Genomic DNA, 18,559 nt, shown 5'->3' with positions numbered 1-18,559 from the left:
GATTCGTAATATGGGGATGCGTTTTCTCTTAACGAAAAAACGTTTAGAAATGGTGTTGCTGTCCATTTCCAAACGTTTTTTCACATGTGGGCTATCTTCTCGCCGTGCGTCTTCTGTCCGCAGCATTCGTAGCAGCCGACTTCCTTACCGGGACTGAAGCTGTGGTGGCGGTGGACTCCCTATAATATTTCAAGGCTTCGGGCATCTCCCGTTGGATGGCAGCAATGCGTTTGGCGTCGCTCGGGTGGGTGCTCAACAGGTCGTTGGTATTGCCGTTGCCTGCCGACATGCGCTGCCAGAAGCTTACAGCCTGCTGCGGATCGTAGCCGGCCATGGCTGCAAAGATGAGCCCCATGTGGTCGGCCTCAAGCTCATTTTCACGGCTATATTTCAAATTGCGGAACGAAAAATACTGTCCGGCCACTTGTCCTGCTATATTGCCGATAGTGTTGCTGCCGGTCACAATGCCTATCACATTGGCCCCTATGTTGGTGCCTATGCTCTGGTTCTGCTGCTTGGTGAGCTGTTCGGCACTATGCTTGGCCACGGCATGGGCTATTTCGTGTCCGAGAACGATGGCCAAGCCGGTCTCATTCTTGGTATAAGGAAACAATCCGTCGTAGACTACAATCTTTCCGCCGGGCATACAGAAAGCGTTGGCACTCTTATCTTGCACGAGATTAAACTCCCATTGGAAATTCTTTAGTTCGCTTTGGAAACCATTATTGCGCAGATAAGTCTCCACGGCATTAGCCAGCCGACGGCCTACCCGCTGCACCATCTGCGTGGCTTGGACATCGGTCGACTTCTTGGCTGAAGCCATATACTTGGTGTACTCTTGCCGGGAAAGGCTGAGCACTTGTTCATCGGATACGGAAATGCGATGTTGCCGACCGGTGACCGGAACGGTCTGTGTGGTGCCGCACGATGATAACGCAAGGACGGCCAGCAGTGTAAATACAAAATACTTGATACTTTTCATTGTTGCTTATGTCTCTTTTTATATCTGTTTGTTTGTTCTTGATGATTCCCAACAGCCCCCGACACTTGCAATCTGCTCCAAAACGGATGTCATGCCGGCCAAGCCTGCATTCATGCACGGGAACGCTATCTGATGCAAAGATAATGTTTTTTCCCATAACTCATGCCGACAGACATGCTTTTTATCGAAAAAAGCTCCTACCGCCATGCACACGGAGCAAAAGGAAAATAACGAGCATGGAATTTGCCCAATAGTCATAAATTAAGTAATTTTGCACCGCAATAAAGACAAACAAGGACAAAAGGCAGATGGTATACCCCACAAACATAGAGGTGAAAATAGGATTTGACGAGATCAGACAGATGCTTAAAGCGGGCTGTCTCTCCCCACTGGGACAAGAATTGGCCGGCGGACTGGCCTTCTCCACCCAAGCCGACGAGGTAAACGAAAGGCTGAGCCGGACTCGTGAGTTCAGACGGCTGTTGGAGGAGCAGGAAGATTTTCCGCTGACCTACTTCTTTGACGTGCGTATGGCCGTAGCCCGCCTACGACTTGAGAACACCCATATAGAGGTGGACGAACTTTTCGACATGCGCCGGTCGTTGGGAACGATAGGCGAAATGGTGAAACGGCTGGCTCCCACCAACTTCGTTGACAAAGACGAATTGGCCGACGATGAAAACGAAGCAAAAGTTCCCTATCCGGCCCTCTACCGGTTGGCCGACGGCGTAGCGACCTTCCCAACTCTCCTGCAACGTATCGACCAGATACTCGACAAATACGGGCACATACGCGACAACGCCTCCCCGAAACTTGCCGAAGTACGCCGCGAACTGTCTCGCACGGAAGGAAACATCTCGCGCATTTTATATAATATATTAAAAGTAGCACAGAGTGAGGGCGTCGTAGAAAAGGATGTCACTCCCACCCTACGCGACGGGCGACTGGTGATACCGGTGGCACCGGGACTGAAACGTAAAATCAAGGGTATCGTACATGATGAGAGTGCGACGGGCAAGACTGTCTTCATCGAACCGACAGAGGTTGTCGAGGCCAACAACCGCATCAGAGAATTGGAGAGCGAGGAGCGGCAGGAAATCGTGAGAATACTCACGGTGTTGGCTTCCCACATCCGTCCGCATGTGAAAGAGATTCTCGACTCCTATCACTTCATGGCCCGGATAGACTTTATACAAGCTTGTGTGAAGCTGGCCGACCGTTTGGAGGCCATCGAACCGGAAGTGAAAGCCGAACCGCACATCGACTGGATAAGGGCCGTGCATCCGTTGCTCAAGATTAAAAACACAAGGCAGACAGAACCGAAAGATGTCGTGCCGCTTGACATCATGCTTACAAGCGAGAAGCGTATACTAGTGATCTCCGGCCCGAATGCAGGCGGGAAGTCAGTCTGTCTGAAGACCGTGGGACTGTTACAATACATGTTGCAATGCGGCCTGTCTATCCCCGTAAGCGAGCGGTCGGTCACGGGCATCTTCAACGACATCATGATAGACATCGGAGACGAGCAAAGCCTTGAAAACGACCTGTCTACTTACTCCAGCCACTTGCTCAACATGAAAAACATGATTAGGCAAGCCGGCAATGGTACACTTATCCTCATTGACGAATTCGGTACGGGCACCGAACCGCAGATTGGCGGAGCCATCGCCGAAGCCGTGCTCGAACAGTTCTGCCGACGGGAGGCCTACGGTGTCATCACCACCCACTACCAGAATCTCAAGCACTTCGCAGACTCCCACGAGGGGGTAGTCAACGGAGCCATGCTCTATGACCGCCACGAGATGCGGCCCCTCTTCCAACTGGCCATCGGGCGACCCGGCTCATCGTTTGCCATAGAGATAGCCCGAAAGATAGGGTTGCCCGAAACAGTCATCGACCGGGCGAGTGCCATTGTTGGGACCGACTACATACAAAGCGACAAGTATCTGCAAGACATTGTGCGAGACAAACGCTACTGGGAGAACAAGCGCCAAAACATTCACCAACGCGAGAAAGACATGGAAAAGACCATCTCGCGCTACGAGGCCGACCTACAAGAGGTGGAACAGCAGCGCCGAAACATACTTAAAAAAGCGCGTGAAGAGGCTGAAGAACTGTTGCGCGAGAGCAACAGACGCATTGAGAATGCTATCAGGGAAATCAGAGAGAAACAGGCCGAGAAGGAAGAGACACGCCGCATCAGACAAGAACTGAAAGCCTTTGAGGCTACAGTAAGCGAGGCAGACAAGCAAGAAAACGATGGCAAGATAGCCCGTAAAATAGCGCAAATACAACAGCGAAAAGAGCGACACGCCAAGCGTAAAGCCGAAAAGGCCAAGAATCAGGAGAAGGCGGTTGAGGCACTACGCAACGCAACTGCCACCCCGGCATCCGACCGCTGCCCGGAAGTGGGCGACATGGTGAGAATCAAAGGCCTCACCTCCGTTGGCCGACTGGAGCAGCACGACGGCAAGATGGCCACGGTCATCTTTGGCGACATGCGCACCAAGATGCGTCTCAACCGCCTCGAACCGGCCACAGCCGCCTCGGACACCAATGGCTCTTCCACCGCCACAGCCACCACACGCAATGAGGAACTGGCCGAACGGCTCACCTCACACAGCATCTCTCACGAAACCCGCAAGACCATCGACGACCATAAAAAGAACTTCCGGCAAGACCTTGACGTAAGAGGCATGAGGGGCGATGAGGCCCTGTCTGCCGTACAATACTTCATCGACGATGCCATTCTCGTGGGTGTGGCCCGCGTGCGCATCCTCCACGGCAAAGGTAACGGCATCCTGCGCCAACTCATACGCGACTATCTCGCCACAGTGCCCAACGTGACCCATTATGCCGATGAGCACGTGCAATTTGGCGGAGCCGGCATCACGGTGGTCGATTTTTAAAACCGCAATCTGTTAAAAAGACCAAAAACGAATCATAAAGAATAAAGAAAAACGGTCTTACATTCGCTTATTACAAATATTTATTCTATCTTTGCACCCGCAAAATCGCAACATGGGCAAGTCTCATACGGTCAGCTCCCTCGGAATCCCCCAGGATGGGAACATAGCAAGGGTACTTGGTTGTAGCGACGCGATATGAACCGCTTGCCCACCCGCCTCTTTAGCTCAGTTGGCCAGAGCACGTGATTTGTAATCTCGGGGTCGTTGGTTCGAATCCGACAAGAGGCTCACCACCAAGGCAATATCCCAAGGGGATGTTGCCTTTTTCATTTTTCCATTTCTCCTCCCTTTCCACCCGCCACTACACCTCCCACCCACCCCCCGGGCTATACCACTATACCAGCCTTGCCATCTTGTCTCCTTTACGGGGCAGCAGTCCCCTCTTCATTAGCAAAAAAAGCAAAAAATCAGGCCTCTATAACAAATATGTGAGATAAAATGACTATTTTTGCACATTATTTCAATAAAGGATTTGAGAAGCAATGATGAGACTTTTAAAAGAAAGAGCGCAACTGGCCGGCTACGCCCAACACGACGGATTGATGATCGGACTGCTATGGACAGCCAGTTATCTTCTTTCGGTGAGAGGGTATGAGACACAACTGCTGGTGCTTTTCGGCACGGCGTTGGGCATATACAGTCTCATTCTCATAGCCAAATACCTGCGCCGCTACCGCGACACGGTGTGCCACGGGCGTACCACTTTTCTCCTTTCGTGGAGCTACTCTATGAGCATTTTCTTCTACGCCTCGCTCATCCTTGCCACCGGCATCTTCATCTATTACACCTTTTTCGACCACAGCTTCGTGTTCAACTACCTGCAAAAGGCCTACACCCTGCCTGAGATGCAGGAACTGCTCAAGACTCAGGGCATCACCTCCAAACAACTGCTCGACACCTATGCCTCCTATCGGCCGATAGACTTTGCCATGATAGGCTGCCTGCTAAGCATCATTGGCGGACTGGTGGCGAGCATCCCCATCGCGCTGTTCACACGCAAGGATGTGAGCCGGGAACTGGAGAAGCCGCACAACAACTTTTGAAAAATCATTTAACGACACTCGCAATATGGATATTTCAGTCGTAGTCCCCCTGTTCAACGAAGAAGAATCGCTACCCGAACTCTACGCGTGGATCGACCGCGTAATGAGGGCCAACAACTTCTCTTACGAGCTCATCTTCGTGAACGACGGTTCCACCGACAACTCATGGGGCGTCATCAAAGACCTCAGCCTCAAAGCCCAAGAGGTGAAAGGCATCAAGTTTCGCCGCAACTACGGCAAGAGTCCGGCCCTCTATTGCGGCTTCAAGGAAGCCCAGGGCGACGTGGTCATCACAATGGATGCCGACCTTCAGGACTCGCCCGACGAGATACCCGAGCTCTATCGCATGATTACCCGCGACGGATTCGACCTCGTGTCGGGCTACAAGCAGAAACGTTACGACCCGTTGTCGAAGACAATTCCCACCAAACTGTTCAATGCTACGGCCCGCAAGGTGAGCGGTGTACACAACCTGCACGACTTCAACTGCGGACTGAAAGCCTATCGCCGCGATGTGGTCAAGAACATCGAGGTGTATGGCGAGATGCACCGCTACATTCCCTATCTGGCCAAAAACGCCGGATTTGACAAGATAGCGGAGAAAGTGGTGCAGCATCAAGCCCGGAAATACGGCAGTTCCAAGTTTGGCTTCAACCGCTTCTTCAACGGCTATCTCGACCTCATCACCCTCTGGTTTTTGAGCAATTTCGGCAAGAAACCGATGCACGTATTCGGTTTCTTGGGTTCCATCGTCTTTTTCATCAGCTTTTTGGCCTTGGTATGCTTAGGCGTGGACAAGCTCATCGAACTGCACAATGGGGTCTACGGACACTTGGTGACCGACTCCCCCTACTTCTTCATCGCACTCACGGCCATGCTACTGGGGTCGCAACTGTTCTTGGCCGGTTTCTTGGGAGATCTCATCAGCAGGCAAAATCCCAACCGCAACGACTACCAGATTTCCGACACCATCAAAATCAACGACCATGAATAGACGTTCAGGATTGCCGGCTGTCATCGCTGCCGGACTCATGTTGCTTGCAGGCGGCTGCTCCTCCATCGAGTGCCCGCTCAACAACACCGTCTACACGAAGTACAAACTGGCCGGAGATGTAACCACCCTTACAGGCACGCTGACCGTCGCCATCAAGAGGACTTCGGGAACCGACTCGGTGCTTATCAACCAAGACACCAAAGTGGACAGCCTCATGATACCCATGAGTTACGTACAAGCGGAAGATGAACTGCATTTCCAACTCACCACTACAGACGGCACCACGGTCAACGACACCGTCAAGGTGAAGAAAACAGACCACCCGCACTTCGAGTCGGTGGACTGCAATCCGGCCTACTTCCACACCATCACCGGTGTGAGCTACACCACACACGCCATCGACTCGGTGGTAATCAACCAACCAAATGTGACCTACGATGCAACGACCCCACATTTCCGCCTATATTTCCGCACTGGCAATTAGCTTCCTGCTGCTCCTGCCCACCCGGGCACTCGGCCAACCGAAAAGACCGGCAGTCACACACAGGGCCGACACAACGGCCCTGTTCAGAGGCATAGCTGTGTCTTACGACCTGTTAGGCACAGGCCAACTGCTGCTGAGCGACTACGGACAATACGAGGCAGCCCTGCGCATCAACCTCAAAGACCGCTATTTCCCCATCATAGAACTGGGCATCGGCAAGGCCGACGCCGAAGACGAATCAACGCGCATCACTTACAAGACGCAGGCCCCTTACGGCCGTATCGGCATCGACTTCAACATGCTCAAAAACAAGCACGACATCTACCGACTCTATGCCGGAGGCCGGTATGCCTACACCTCCTACAAGTTTGACATTTCCTCCCCCGGTGTCATCGACCCTAACTATGGCGGCATGGCCCCATACGAAGCCCATGATGTGGAGGGCAACATGCACTGGCTGGAACTGGCCTTCGGTGTGGACGCCAAGATATGGGGCCCTGTGCATCTTGGATGGAGCGTGAGATACAAGCGCCGGCTCTTCCATCGGGAGGGCGATGTAGGCGACGCATGGTATGTGCCGGGCTACGGCCGCAATGGCGGTTCGCGCATCGGCGGAACGTTTAATCTGATTTTTGACTTATGAACAAGAAGCTCTTTTGGCAAATTCCTTTCCTGCTGTTGCTCATCATAGGAACATTTCTCATCATCCGCCAACAGCGGAACACGCCCTACCGGCACAACACAGGTTTCGTCTTCGGCACGGTATACAACGTGACCTACCAGAACGATGAAGACCTGCAAAAAGAGATTGAAAGCGAACTAAAGAAGGTGAACGACGAGTTTTCCATGTTTGACAAGCAGTCAAGTGTCTCAGTCTTCAACCGCACAGGCCGACTGGCCATGAGCGGCATGTTCAAGGAGGTGTACGACTTGGCGCAGACCGTTGATAAGGAAACCGATGGAGCCTTCGACATCACCGTGGCCCCGCTTGTCAATGCCTGGGGATTCGGGTTTAAAAACCAGCAGATGCCCACGCAGAAAGACGTGGACCTGCTTAGACAGAACATTGGCATGAACCTGCTTGCCATCCAAAACTCCAACGGCCAAGAGGTGTTGGCGAGAAAGAAACCGGGCGTGATGCTCGACTTCGGAGCCATCGCCAAAGGATTCGGGTCCGATGTGGTGGCGCGATTCCTGCGCGCCAAGGGCATCAAGAACTTTATGGTGGAGATAGGCGGCGAGGTGGTCACAAGCGGCATCAGCCAAAAGCGGTTGCCGTGGAAGATAGGTGTCACCAAACCCACCGACGACTCACTGAACACAAGCAACGAACTGCAAACCGTGCTCAACGTGACAGACAAGGCTATGGCCACCAGCGGCAACTACCGCAACTTCTACTACAAGGGCGGCAAGAAATATGCCCACACCATCGATCCCAAAACCGGCTATCCCGTGCAACATAGTCTGCTCTCGGCCACCGTACTGGCCCAAAATTGCGCCACGGCCGACGCCTACGCCACCTCATTCATGGTGCTTGGCATTGAGGGAGCCAAAAAAGTGCTCGACAGGCATCCCGAACTGATGGCCTATTTCATCTACGACGACAATGGCAAATGGTCGGTGTGGTATTCTCCCTCACTCCAAAACAAAATAGCACAATAACCGCCTGCTGCCCGTGACCAATGGCTCTCGCGGCGCATGGTCTCCGCAGGCAGGCACGACACACGCAACATGGCCGAACTGCAACTATACGACAAACTTCTCACTCTGCCCCTCTTTCAAGGCATGAGCAAGGACGAACTGTCGCATGTGGTGGCCCATATCAAGCTCGGATTTGAGAAATTCGCAGCGCAAGAGACCCTTGTGCAGGCCGGAGACAGCTGCGACCACCTTACATTTGTGCTCAACGGAGAAGTGGAAGTACACGCCACAGCCGACGACCAAGGCTATGAACTCACCGAAAGCCTACCCTCACCCATGGTCATCCAGCCGCAACACCTTTTCGGACTGGTGCAGCGCCACTCCCGCACGTTCACAGCCCATACGGATTGCAGCACGCTCCAACTGCGCAAAGAGGAAGTGGGCAAACTGATTCGCCAATCGGCCATCTTCCGCATCAACCTGCTCAATCTTTTGTCCACTCAGTCGCAGCGGCTTCTCCACCGTCCGTGGCAACCGGTTTCTCCATCGCTTGCCTCCCGCATCGCCTCCTTTCTGGCCTCCCACTGCCTGCAACCTACGGGCGAAAAGCATTTCAAGATCAAGATGACCCGACTGGCCGAAGAGCTCAACGACAGCCGGCTTGACATATCCCACGCACTCAACCACCTGCAAAAGCAGGGGCTCCTTATACTCTCACGCGGAAGAATAGATGTGCCCGACATGGAGAAACTGCTGCTCGACACCGGCGGAAGCCTTTAGCCGTCGGATCTTTTCACACGTTTTCGAGCCCGTGTCGTTTGTCAAGAAAAATCCATCTCCGTTTGCATTTCCGTCATATACATCGTATCTTTGCATTAGCAAAGGAAGCGCTTTCACGCTTCCTTTTTTAGTTTCCCATCCTTTTGGAAAAACACTTTCCTCTGAAGTGGGGTGTCAGTAAGGCCAAACAGCTTTGCAAAAGGGGTGGAACGGGCTCCTCGTTCGGCCCCTTTTGCCTTCTGACTGTGGCCTTTTGACATTACCGGCCGGCCTCCGTCACACAAATTCTCCGTTTGTCTCGACACCTCCCCCAATCCTACCGAAAACGCTATACATTCGGTGACATCCCGGGCGTAACGCTTTTTTACCATTTCGGTAAGTTTCATGCTATATATGCCCCAGATATTCCGAGAAAGCCACCGCCCCACACCACAGCTACAGACACGCACTGACGAATGCCCGGACCGGCTGATGTAATATTCGTTAAAAAGTAACAGAATAACAAGATTAACACAGTTTTTTTCACTACTTTTGTAACTAAAATAAAACGAGACAGTTAGTATGGCAGAAAATACGAATCAAGAAACGACTCACACCAATCCTTTCTTCATTCCCTACAACACCCCACACGACACGGTACCCTTCCCCAACATCAGGCTGGAACATTACGAGGAAGCTTTCATGGAGGGCATCAGGCGCGACGACGAGATGACCGACAAGATAGTCAACGACCCGGCCTCCCCCACTTTCGAGAACACCATCGCAAGGGTGGACGAGGAAAAGGGCCCGCACTACTACGACCTGCTGGAGCGCGTGTCCAACGTGTTCTCGTGCATGATGAGTGCCGAGACCAACGACGACATGGAGGCATTGGCACAGAAGATGAGCCCCATACTGACGAAACACGCCAATGACATCAGTCTCAACAAGCGGCTGTTTGAACGCGTGAAAGCGGTGTATGAACACCATCGCGAGCTTACACCCGAGGAACAGATGCTGCTGGAAAAGAGCTACGACGGCTTTGTACGTAGCGGTGCGCTGCTCGACGAGGCTGACAAAGAGAAGCTGCGCCAACTCACGGAAGAGGCCGGTATGCTCTCTTTGCAGTTTTCCCAAAACCTGCTGAAAGAGAGCAAGGCCTACCAGTTGCACCTCACTGACGAGGCCGATCTTGACGGACTGCCCGAAACTGCTCGTGAGGTGGCTGCCCAGACGGCCAAAGACAACGGCAAGGAGGGATGGATTTTCACACTCGACTTCCCGAGTTTCTCGCCTTTCATGACCTATTCCACCCGACGCGAACTGCGCCGGGAGATATTCATGGCACGCAACACGGAATGTACGCACGACAACCCGGAAAACAATCTCGGGATATGCAAGCGGCTTGTCAACCTGCGCCGCGAACTGGCGCAGCTGCTCGGCTACGACACCTATGCCGACTACGTGCTCAAACACCGCATGGCATCCAATGCCGGCAATGTCTACAAACTGCTCAACGACCTCCTTGAGGCCTACAAACCCACAGCGGAGAAAGAGTTGGAAGAAGTGAAGGCCATCGCCCGGAAAATGGAGGGCGAGGACTTTGAGCTCCAACCTTGGGACTTCGGGTATTACTCGCACAAGCTCCAAATGGAGAAATACAACCTCGATGCGGAGATGTTGCGCCCCTACTTCCGGCTCGACCGGGTGATCGACGGGGTGTTCGGACTGGCCAACCGGCTCTACGGCATCACGTTCAAGGAAAATCACGACATCCCCGTCTACCACCCCGATGTGAAGGCCTACGAGGTGTTCGACAAGGACGGCAGCTATCTGGCCGTGTTCTACGCCGATTTCCATCCGCGCAAAGGCAAGCAGGGCGGGGCTTGGATGACCGAGTTTCAAGGGCAGTGGATAGACAGCAAGGGCAACAATGTGAGGCCGCACGTGAGCGTGGTGATGAATCTCACCAAGCCCACCGACGAGAAACCCGCCCTGCTCACACTCGGCGAGGTGGAGACTTTCCTCCACGAGTTCGGACACTCGCTCCATGGCATGTTTGCCAACACGCGCTTCGAGAGCCTTTCGGGCACCAATGTGTGGTGGGACTTTGTGGAGCTGCCCTCGCAATTCATGGAAAACTATGCCGTGGAGAAAGACTTTCTGCGCACGTTTGCTTTCCACTATGAGACGGGCGAGCCCATTCCCGACGAACTGATAGAACGCATCGTGAAAAGCCGCAATTTCCTCGTCGGCTACAGTTGTCTGCGACAAGTGAGCTTCGGGTTGCTCGACATGGCCTATTACACCCAAAAGGAGGAGTTCACCGAAGACATCATGCCATTCGAGAAAAAGGCGTGGGCCAAAGCCATCCTCGGCCGACAGTTGCCCGAAACCTGCATGACGGTACAGTTCTCCCATATCATGGCAGGAGGCTATGCGGCAGGCTACTACAGCTACAAATGGGCCGAAGTACTTGAAGCCGACGCATTCAGCGTGTTCAAGAAAAATGGCATTTTCAATGAGAAAACGGCACAGAGTTTCCGTGACAACATACTTTCAAAGGGCGGCACGGAACACCCCATGACGCTCTACCGGCGCTTCCGCGGACAAGAACCTACCATCGACGCCCTGCTGGAGCGCAACGGTATCAAGCAACAAACCGGCAACTGACATGACAACACGAGAGGAAAAACAACACAAACTGGATTTGCGCTATCTGCGCATGGCCTGCATCTGGTCGGAAAACAGCTACTGCGAGCGGCGCAAAGTGGGTGCGCTGGTGGTGAAGGACAAGATGATCATCAGCGACGGATATAACGGTACGCCGAGCGGATTCGAGAACGTATGTGAAGACGAAAACCATATCACCAAGCCCTACGTGCTACACGCTGAAGCCAATGCCATCACCAAACTGGCGCGAAGTTCGAATAACAGCGACGGTTCTACGCTCTACGTGACAGCCTCGCCCTGTATCGAGTGTGCTAAACTCATCATTCAGGCGGGCATCAAACGAGTGGTTTATGGTGAGAAATACCGGCTGGAAGACGGCATCAACCTGCTCAAGAGAGCAAACATAGAAGTAATTTATCTAAATCCCAACGACAATGAGTCAGAATAAGTCAAACAGATATATGCCCATGCTGTTGGCCCTTTGCGTGGTCATCGGCATCGGCATCGGTTCGTTTTTCACCAACCACTTCTCCGGCAATAGGCTCAACATCATCAATTCGGGCAGCAACAGGCTCAACAACCTGCTGCACATCATCGACGACCAGTATGTAGACGAGGTGAACATCGACTCGCTCGTGGACAAAGCTATCCCGCAAATTCTGGCCGAACTCGACCCGCACTCCGTCTATATCAGTGCCAAGGATGTGCAGACGGCCACCGACGACCTCAAAGGTTCGTTCTCGGGGGTGGGCATAGAATTCACCATTCGCGAAGACACCATACACGTGCAGAATGTCATCAAGAACGGGCCGGCCGAGCGCGCCGGTCTCTTGGCCGGTGACAAGATCGTGACGATAGACGGCAAACCGTTTGTGGGAAAGGTGGTGACCAATGAGGAAGCCATGCATCGGTTGAAGGGTCCAAAAGACACCAAGGTGAAAGTGGGCGTGGTGAGATATGGCAGTACCAAGGTCAGGGAATTCACCGTCACACGCGGCGAGATTCCACAAAAGAGCATCAGTGCCGCTTACATGCTCGACGAAAACACGGGATACATCCGCATCAAGAACTTTGGCGAAACCACCTATCCCGAACTTCTCATCGCTCTGGCCAAGCTGTCGCAAGGAGGATTCAGCAATTTGGTCATCGACTTACGCGACAACACAGGTGGTTATTTGCAGTCGGCTGTGCAGATTGCCAACGAGTTTTTGCCCAAAAACAAGCTCATCGTCTACACCCAGGGACGCAAATCGCCCCGGCAGGACTATGTGAGCAAGGGCAACGGAAGTTATCAAAACATCCCGCTCGTGGTGCTCATCAACGAGGGTTCGGCCTCGGCCTCGGAGATATTTGCCGGTGCCATGCAGGACAACGACCGTGCCACAATTATCGGGCGTCGCTCTTTCGGCAAGGGATTGGTGCAACAGCAGATAGAGTTTCCCGACCATAGCATGATCCGACTCACTGTGGCCCGCTACTATACACCGTCGGGACGCTGTATACAGAAACCCTACACGCTGGGCGACGACAGCGACTACGCACAAGACTTGCTCACTCGCTATCAGCATGGCGAGTTCTTCTCGCAAGACAGCATCAAGCACACGGGGCCTGCCTATCACACGGGATTGGGCCGCGTGGTGTATGGTGGAGGAGGCATCACGCCCGACATCTTCGTACCGGAAGACACGCTCAACATCACCTCTTATTATAAGAGGGCGGCCATGAGCGGTCTGATTCTTCAGTTTGCCTACACATATACGGACAACAACCGACTGAAACTGAACAACTTCACGGAGATGGCAAAACTGGCAGACTATCTGGTGAAGCAAAACACGGTGGAACAGTTTGCTGTTTATGCCGACAATCACGGACTGAAACGCCGCAACTTGATGATCATGAAGTCGCACAAGCTGTTGGAGCGTTACATCAATAGCCGCATCATCTATAACATGCTTGACGAAGAGGCATGGAATCAGTATCTCAATCAGAATGACCCGGTGATTACCAAAACTTTGGAGGTATTCAAAACCAACAGTGCCTTCCCAAAGAAACCGGAGCCCAAGACTCCGACCTCAAAAAATAAAAAAACGGCTTTCGTCAAACACGAAGCCACACTACAGGGGCACACAACGAGCGAAAGAATCAGAACGCTGTATGCTTAAAAGTGAACTGAGAGAAGCGATGCGCAACAAAAAACGACAATTCTCCCAACAGCAGTTGGACGAATTGTCGTTGCCTATCATGGGACGCCTCTTGGCCCATGAGCGTATGCAGACAGCACACACCGTGTTGATGTATTACTCATTGCCCGACGAGGTGAACACCCATAAGGCCATTCTGGAACTCATAAAGAGGAGGAAACAAGTGCTGCTTCCTACGGTCATTGATGGGGGAAAGATGGTTGTCAGAAAGTTTGAAGGAATACAAGACTTGCGAGAAGGCCATTTCCACATTATGGAACCGACAGGCCTCCCCTTCACCGATTATCAGGCAATAGACCTCATTGCCGTTCCGGGCATGGCTTTCTCATCTTCCGGCGACAGGCTCGGAAGAGGCAAAGGCTACTACGACCGCTTCTTGACGCAAGTACCGCAGGCATATAAAATAGGTGTATGTTTCGATTTCCAAAAGGTGGAAACGATTCCCACAGAGCCTACAGATATTCCTATGGATGAAGTTCTTTGACCCCGTTGGAATGCCATTGAGAATCAGTAAAAACGAATATCAATGATTTGGCGGCTGCCAACCTTGGCATTGAGCTTGTCCACCAACCGTTGCTTCATCATGGATAAGTCGGCCCGCAAGGCCGGATTCAGAATCTTCACGAAGAGTGTCTGATTCTTGATAAACTTGTCTCCTGTGTATTTCTCCACTACAGAGCCGGCCACTTCGCCCCAAGCATCAATGAGCCGCTTCTGCATCAAGGGGGTCTCCAAGCCCTCTTGCCGCAACAACTTCTGCAACACATCGTCCAACGACTGTACCTCCCGCTTAAACATCGGCTCCCCCCCTCTCCGTCAGTTCACCGTTCTCAACTGCAAATATTTTGTAATCCATCGCACTCGAATGGAGTATTTTGTCAAGGTGATCACGGTTGGTGTCAGTGATAAATATCTGTCCGAAATTGTCACCAGACACAAGTTTGACAATTTGTTCCACTCGTTGGGCATCCAGTTTGTCGAAAATGTCATCAAGCAGAAGCAGTGGTGTCGTGCCCGAAGTGGTGTTTTTAAGAAAGTTGAACTGCGCAAGTTTCAATGCCAGTACAAAGGTTTTGTTCTGTCCCTGACTCCCCTCTTTCTTCAGCTGGTAGCCGTCTATCAGCATCTCAAGGTCATCGCGGTGTACTCCATGCAGGGAATAGCCCACCGCCCTGTCCTTAAACCTGTCGCGCCGAATGACCTCCAGCAGCGGACCACGCTGACAATGGGAAACATATTTGAGTGATACGATCTCGCGCTGTTGCGAAATATGTTGATAAATATCCTGAAAAACGGGGATCAGTTTCCGCACGAAATCATTCCGTTTCTCATAGATCAGTTCCCCGTTACGCGCCATTTCTTCCTCCCAAATCTCCATGAGCGTTTCGTCAGGTTCACCGTCTTCCGTCTTCAAGAGGGCATTACGCTGTTGCAAAGCCTTGTTGTAGGCCGCCAGCGACTCCATGTAAGAGCGGTCATACTGAGCAATGACGACATCCAACAAGTGCCGGCGCTCCTCGCTGGCTCCTTCTATCAGCGACGTATCGGAAGGCGAAACAAAAACCAATGGGATGAGGCCAATATGCTGGGACAAGCGCTTATACTCCTTTTTATTACGTTTGAAATGCTTCTTCGTACCGCGTTTCATACCGCAATATATTTGCTCTGAATCTTCTGCTCCAGTGTCGTATTCCCCTTCAAGCACAAAAAAATCTTCCCCATGCGTAATCAACTGCGAGTCAACGGGATTGAAAGCACTACGGCAAAAAGACAAATAGTAAACAGCGTCCAGAAAGTTAGTCTTCCCCACTCCATTATGCCCGATAAGACAATTCATCTTCGGTGACAGATCAACGTTTGTCACACGAATATTCTTATAATTGACAATGGATAACTTTCTTAAAACCATATCGTGCTCTCTCAGATTTTTTCGCAAAGTTAATGGAATTTGCCCAAAAGACGAAAAAAGTCTGAAATAAATTTCAATATATGGGATAAAATACGTAATTTTGCTGCGCTTAATTGTGCAATAAATAAAAAATCTAAAATAATGGCAAACAAACAATCCAGAGGTACTCAAGAAGTTGAAACCCTCAACACTTCCGAAGCCTTCATCTTGAAATACAAGAAGGCTATCATCATCGCCGTAGCGGCCGTTTTCGTCATCATTGCCGGTGTCTTCGTTTACAATTCCCAAATCGCAGGCCCGCGCGAAGACAAAGCCAGCACCGCCATAGCCCGCGGTCAAGAATACTTCAACAACCAGCAGTTTGACAAGGCACTCAACGGTGACGGTGCCGGATATGTGGGATTTGCAAAGATTGCCAGTGACTTCAGCGGCACCGACGCAGCCAATCTGGCCAACCTCTATGCCGGCTTGAGCAACGCCAATCTCGGCAAGTGGGACGAGGCAGTGAGGTTCCTCAACGCCTACTCTCCCGCCGGAGACCAAATGGTGAGCCCGGCCGCCATAGCAGCTTTAGGTGATGCCTACGCCCATGTGAAGCAACTCGACAAGGCAGTCGCCTCTTTCAAGGAGGCCGCCCAGAAGGCAGACAGCAAGGCCAAAAACGGCACCAATAACAGTCTTTCGCCCACATTCCTGCTGAAAGCCGGAGAGATATTGGAAAGCCAAGGCAAAAAAGACGAGGCCTTGAAGATTTACCAAGACATCAAGCAAAAATACGTTGCCTCCATGCTCGTACAGAGTCAGGAGATTGACAAGTATATCGAAAGAGCTTCAGTAAATTGACATAATGGCTACAGCACTCCACCATCTTTCCGACTACGACTTCGACAAGGTTCCCGATGCCAGCAACATGTGCTTCGGTATCGTCGTGGCTGAATGGAATCCGACTGTCACCGGAGCCTTGCTTGACGGGGCAGTGAATACGCTCAAGAAACATGGAGCTATTCCCGAGAACATCCACGTGAAGACTGTCCCGGGCAGTTTTGAACTCATCTACGGAGCCCGTCAAATGGTGCTCAACGGCGGTTACGATGCTGTAATTATCCTTGGCAGTGTCATTCGCGGCGAGACCCCGCACTTTGATTATATCTGTGAGGGGGTGACCTACGGCATAGCCCGGCTTAACGCCACACAGGAAATCCCCGTGATCTACGGTTTGCTCACCACCAACGACCTGCAACAGGCATTGGATCGCTGTGGCGGAAAATTTGGCAATAAGGGTGATGAGTGTGCCGTCGTCGCCATTAAGATGGCTAAATTCTAATGAAATGAAGCTCTATCAATTTTTGCAAGCCTTCGAATTTGAAGAAATCTTCCCGGAAGTGACCGACATGTTTCCCAATGCCCCGCTTCACCGTGAGGTTTATGAGAAAGCATTCAACATTCTCTGTGACATGAAACCGGCAATTAACAAACAAGTCATTAAATATGAGTTGAGAAAAGATTCGGGCTCAGGCGAAATGTTTGTCGGTGCCGATGACAGCAACTTTGATGCAGCATGGGAGTTACTTTTGGGCAAAGATATCAAGAAAGAGAAAGGGGTCGACCTCAGCGATAACGAGATCGCGGCCAACTGTCTACTCAACGTACTCTTTATTGGACACCATCCCAAGAGTTTCGATGACGAATACAGGAAACTGAGAAGATAAACCTCCAGTACCATCACACAGCCTTCCTAAGATTCGTATAGGATAAAATCATACATAAAGGCGGGAAAACCGAATCCGGTTTTCCCGCCTTTTATTGTTTCATTCCGCTTATTCCACTCCTCTATCTCGTCGATTACACTTCTCAAACAGGCCCTTGGACAGAAGTTTCGACCACACCCGGACATGTCCGGAACCCAGTTTACCGGTATTACAGGTAGCCAATCTGCTTCTCCACCGGTAGATACAAAAGCAGGCTCAACGGTTGGCTCGGCAGCCGGGCGATGCCCAACCGCTAAACTCCATCCTCCCCGTCTTCGTCATCCATAGGCTCACTTCCGCCCTCCTCCTGTCCGGAAGCCGTTGCAGACGGTGCACTGTCCAACTGCGTATCCTTACTGATGCTGACAGCCCCCATGCGGGAAATCTTCAGTACCATAGGAATATACTCATCGCTCGTGACATCGGGAGAACCGACACTGGCTGCAAAGAAGAGCCAGTCGCCCTCTGCTTTGACATAGACAATGCCCAGTAAGGCACCGTGTTTCTTAGTGCCGGAATCAATGTAAGACAAAAAATCAGCCTTAGTGAAAACACGTTTGAAGAACTCCGAACCGTCTTTTCGCAAGATGCGCACCGAAATCTTGTTGTCGAAATACTTGCTGCCATCCTCCAATGCCACAACATCGAGCGTGGCATCCGACATGCGCTTCACCTCCACTTGGTAGGTCGCCCCCAACCACGACACCTCACGCATCTGCACATAATTGCTCATCTGTTGTGTTTTCTTGGGAGCTTTGACCACCGGCTTCGTCGTAATGATGTCCGTACTCTTTTTCTCTTTCTTGCACGAAGAAAAGGCCATTGACATCATGACGGCCACACCTATTATAAGAATCTTTTTCATACGTAATTGCCATATAACGATTTGCAGCAAGGACTTGCCACAGGTAAACATGTTTGCAAAGTTAATAAAAAAAGCGGAACAGACAAAAAGACACCGGCTAAATTCATAGCCGGTGCCTTCACCTGAATACCTTCTCAATCAACCTATCGGATTTTCACATAATATCACCGATGTTCAATCCTTGTACCACTATTCATTTTCGCACATTAGTGCATCTCTTGACCATTATAACTACATGACGTATCGGAAGGCATAAAGTTTAACGGACAACCTAAAAATAATGGCTCCAAA

General features: G+C 51.6%; 18 protein-coding genes and 1 tRNA gene. 15 read left to right on the top strand and 4 right to left on the bottom strand.

From position 1 onward, the window contains the following. Window positions 1–91: 91 nt before the first annotated feature. Window positions 92–982: a M48 family metalloprotease gene (locus HMPREF6485_RS07365; RefSeq protein ID WP_004345719.1), complete on the bottom strand. Its 891-nt coding sequence runs from the start codon at window positions 980–982 to the stop codon at window positions 92–94. A 308-nt stretch (window positions 983–1,290) separates the two neighbouring features. On the opposite strand from HMPREF6485_RS07365, the gene HMPREF6485_RS07360 reads away from it, so the two are divergent. The 12 genes from HMPREF6485_RS07360 to HMPREF6485_RS07300 all read left to right on the top strand — a co-directional run bounded on the left by HMPREF6485_RS07360 (window position 1,291) and on the right by HMPREF6485_RS07300 (window position 14,230). Continuing rightward, window positions 1,291–3,891 carry an endonuclease MutS2 gene (locus HMPREF6485_RS07360; RefSeq protein WP_004345718.1) on the top strand — a complete coding sequence of 867 codons (2,601 nt, stop codon included), beginning with the start codon at window positions 1,291–1,293 and terminating at the stop codon, window positions 3,889–3,891. 214 nt (window positions 3,892–4,105) lie between these two features. Next, window positions 4,106–4,179, top strand: a tRNA-Thr gene (locus HMPREF6485_RS07355). Between the two features lie 254 nt (window positions 4,180–4,433). Next, entirely contained in the window at window positions 4,434–4,994 is a 561-nt protein-coding gene (locus tag HMPREF6485_RS07350; RefSeq protein ID WP_004345716.1) for a DUF4199 domain-containing protein, read from the top strand. A 25-nt stretch (window positions 4,995–5,019) separates the two neighbouring features. Next, the gene (locus HMPREF6485_RS07345; RefSeq protein WP_004340476.1) at window positions 5,020–5,988 is read left to right on the top strand and encodes a glycosyltransferase family 2 protein; all 969 of its coding nucleotides are present in this window, start codon (window positions 5,020–5,022) and stop codon (window positions 5,986–5,988) included. Further along, window positions 5,981–6,472, top strand: a complete 492-nt coding sequence (locus HMPREF6485_RS07340) for a DUF6452 family protein (protein ID WP_004340475.1) — start codon at window positions 5,981–5,983, stop codon at window positions 6,470–6,472. Before HMPREF6485_RS07345 ends, HMPREF6485_RS07340 begins: the two co-directional genes overlap by 8 nt. After that, window positions 6,426–7,115, top strand: coding sequence for a DUF6048 family protein (locus HMPREF6485_RS07335; RefSeq protein ID WP_004345714.1), 690 nt, complete (start codon window positions 6,426–6,428; stop codon window positions 7,113–7,115). Before HMPREF6485_RS07340 ends, HMPREF6485_RS07335 begins: the two co-directional genes overlap by 47 nt. Further along, window positions 7,112–8,134, top strand: coding sequence for an FAD:protein FMN transferase (locus tag HMPREF6485_RS07330; protein ID WP_004345713.1), 1,023 nt, complete (start codon window positions 7,112–7,114; stop codon window positions 8,132–8,134). Before HMPREF6485_RS07335 ends, HMPREF6485_RS07330 begins: the two co-directional genes overlap by 4 nt. Window positions 8,135–8,203: 69 nt before the next feature. Continuing rightward, window positions 8,204–8,893, top strand: coding sequence for a Crp/Fnr family transcriptional regulator (locus HMPREF6485_RS07325; protein ID WP_044126337.1), 690 nt, complete (start codon window positions 8,204–8,206; stop codon window positions 8,891–8,893). Between the two features lie 561 nt (window positions 8,894–9,454). Further along, window positions 9,455–11,545 carry a M3 family metallopeptidase gene (locus HMPREF6485_RS07315; RefSeq protein WP_004345710.1) on the top strand — a complete coding sequence of 697 codons (2,091 nt, stop codon included), beginning with the start codon at window positions 9,455–9,457 and terminating at the stop codon, window positions 11,543–11,545. 1 nt (window position 11,546) lies between these two features. Continuing rightward, window positions 11,547–11,993, top strand: coding sequence for a deoxycytidylate deaminase (locus HMPREF6485_RS07310; RefSeq protein ID WP_004340469.1), 447 nt, complete (start codon window positions 11,547–11,549; stop codon window positions 11,991–11,993). Further along, the gene (locus HMPREF6485_RS07305) at window positions 11,980–13,707 is read left to right on the top strand and encodes a S41 family peptidase (protein WP_004345709.1); all 1,728 of its coding nucleotides are present in this window, start codon (window positions 11,980–11,982) and stop codon (window positions 13,705–13,707) included. Before HMPREF6485_RS07310 ends, HMPREF6485_RS07305 begins: the two co-directional genes overlap by 14 nt. After that, window positions 13,700–14,230 carry a 5-formyltetrahydrofolate cyclo-ligase gene (locus HMPREF6485_RS07300; RefSeq protein ID WP_004345708.1) on the top strand — a complete coding sequence of 177 codons (531 nt, stop codon included), beginning with the start codon at window positions 13,700–13,702 and terminating at the stop codon, window positions 14,228–14,230. The genes HMPREF6485_RS07305 and HMPREF6485_RS07300 overlap by 8 nt, the downstream gene beginning before the upstream one ends. A gap of 23 nt (window positions 14,231–14,253) precedes the next feature. Here HMPREF6485_RS07300 and HMPREF6485_RS07295 read toward each other — a convergent pair whose 3' ends face one another. Both HMPREF6485_RS07295 and recF read right to left on the bottom strand, forming a co-directional pair. After that, the gene (locus tag HMPREF6485_RS07295; RefSeq protein WP_004340466.1) at window positions 14,254–14,544 is read right to left on the bottom strand and encodes a DUF721 domain-containing protein; all 291 of its coding nucleotides are present in this window, start codon (window positions 14,542–14,544) and stop codon (window positions 14,254–14,256) included. Then, a complete protein-coding gene (gene recF, locus HMPREF6485_RS07290) occupies window positions 14,537–15,655 on the bottom strand; it encodes a DNA replication/repair protein RecF (protein ID WP_004345707.1) in 1,119 nt (372 codons plus the stop codon). The genes HMPREF6485_RS07295 and recF overlap by 8 nt, the downstream gene beginning before the upstream one ends. Window positions 15,656–15,796: 141 nt before the next feature. Between recF and HMPREF6485_RS07285 the strand changes: the two genes are divergently transcribed. From HMPREF6485_RS07285 to HMPREF6485_RS07275, 3 genes are read left to right on the top strand one after another with little or no spacing between them, the layout of a single operon-like run. Beyond that, window positions 15,797–16,498 carry a tetratricopeptide repeat protein gene (locus HMPREF6485_RS07285; RefSeq protein ID WP_044125928.1) on the top strand — a complete coding sequence of 234 codons (702 nt, stop codon included), beginning with the start codon at window positions 15,797–15,799 and terminating at the stop codon, window positions 16,496–16,498. A gap of 4 nt (window positions 16,499–16,502) precedes the next feature. Continuing rightward, window positions 16,503–16,979: a 6,7-dimethyl-8-ribityllumazine synthase gene (gene ribH, locus HMPREF6485_RS07280; protein ID WP_004340462.1), complete on the top strand. Its 477-nt coding sequence runs from the start codon at window positions 16,503–16,505 to the stop codon at window positions 16,977–16,979. A gap of 4 nt (window positions 16,980–16,983) precedes the next feature. Then, entirely contained in the window at window positions 16,984–17,364 is a 381-nt protein-coding gene (locus HMPREF6485_RS07275) for a hypothetical protein (protein ID WP_004345705.1), read from the top strand. Between the two features lie 292 nt (window positions 17,365–17,656). On the opposite strand, the gene HMPREF6485_RS07270 is transcribed toward HMPREF6485_RS07275, so the two are convergent. Further along, a complete protein-coding gene (locus HMPREF6485_RS07270; RefSeq protein WP_044125926.1) occupies window positions 17,657–18,268 on the bottom strand; it encodes a DUF4738 domain-containing protein in 612 nt (203 codons plus the stop codon). Window positions 18,269–18,559: the final 291 nt, after the last annotated feature.

The sequence above is a fragment of the Segatella buccae ATCC 33574 genome (genome assembly GCF_000184945.1).
Taxonomy (GTDB): Bacteria; Bacteroidota; Bacteroidia; order Bacteroidales; family Bacteroidaceae; genus Prevotella; species Prevotella buccae.
Note: the sequence above shows the minus strand (reverse complement) of the source record. Positions and strands in the feature narration are given on the sequence as shown.

Coding starts and splice junctions, on each gene's coding strand:
- HMPREF6485_RS07365 (WP_004345719.1), bottom strand. CDS start 982: ATGAAAAGTATCAAGTATTTTGTATTTACACTGCTGGCCGTCCTTGCG.
- HMPREF6485_RS07360 (WP_004345718.1), top strand. CDS start 1,291: ATGGTATACCCCACAAACATAGAGGTGAAAATAGGATTTGACGAGATC.
- HMPREF6485_RS07350 (WP_004345716.1), top strand. CDS start 4,434: ATGATGAGACTTTTAAAAGAAAGAGCGCAACTGGCCGGCTACGCCCAA.
- HMPREF6485_RS07345 (WP_004340476.1), top strand. CDS start 5,020: ATGGATATTTCAGTCGTAGTCCCCCTGTTCAACGAAGAAGAATCGCTA.
- HMPREF6485_RS07340 (WP_004340475.1), top strand. CDS start 5,981: ATGAATAGACGTTCAGGATTGCCGGCTGTCATCGCTGCCGGACTCATG.
- HMPREF6485_RS07335 (WP_004345714.1), top strand. CDS start 6,426: ATGCAACGACCCCACATTTCCGCCTATATTTCCGCACTGGCAATTAGC.
- HMPREF6485_RS07330 (WP_004345713.1), top strand. CDS start 7,112: ATGAACAAGAAGCTCTTTTGGCAAATTCCTTTCCTGCTGTTGCTCATC.
- HMPREF6485_RS07325 (WP_044126337.1), top strand. CDS start 8,204: ATGGCCGAACTGCAACTATACGACAAACTTCTCACTCTGCCCCTCTTT.
- HMPREF6485_RS07315 (WP_004345710.1), top strand. CDS start 9,455: ATGGCAGAAAATACGAATCAAGAAACGACTCACACCAATCCTTTCTTC.
- HMPREF6485_RS07310 (WP_004340469.1), top strand. CDS start 11,547: ATGACAACACGAGAGGAAAAACAACACAAACTGGATTTGCGCTATCTG.
- HMPREF6485_RS07305 (WP_004345709.1), top strand. CDS start 11,980: ATGAGTCAGAATAAGTCAAACAGATATATGCCCATGCTGTTGGCCCTT.
- HMPREF6485_RS07300 (WP_004345708.1), top strand. CDS start 13,700: ATGCTTAAAAGTGAACTGAGAGAAGCGATGCGCAACAAAAAACGACAA.
- HMPREF6485_RS07295 (WP_004340466.1), bottom strand. CDS start 14,544: ATGTTTAAGCGGGAGGTACAGTCGTTGGACGATGTGTTGCAGAAGTTG.
- recF (WP_004345707.1), bottom strand. CDS start 15,655: ATGGTTTTAAGAAAGTTATCCATTGTCAATTATAAGAATATTCGTGTG.
- HMPREF6485_RS07285 (WP_044125928.1), top strand. CDS start 15,797: ATGGCAAACAAACAATCCAGAGGTACTCAAGAAGTTGAAACCCTCAAC.
- ribH (WP_004340462.1), top strand. CDS start 16,503: ATGGCTACAGCACTCCACCATCTTTCCGACTACGACTTCGACAAGGTT.
- HMPREF6485_RS07275 (WP_004345705.1), top strand. CDS start 16,984: ATGAAGCTCTATCAATTTTTGCAAGCCTTCGAATTTGAAGAAATCTTC.
- HMPREF6485_RS07270 (WP_044125926.1), bottom strand. CDS start 18,268: ATGAAAAAGATTCTTATAATAGGTGTGGCCGTCATGATGTCAATGGCC.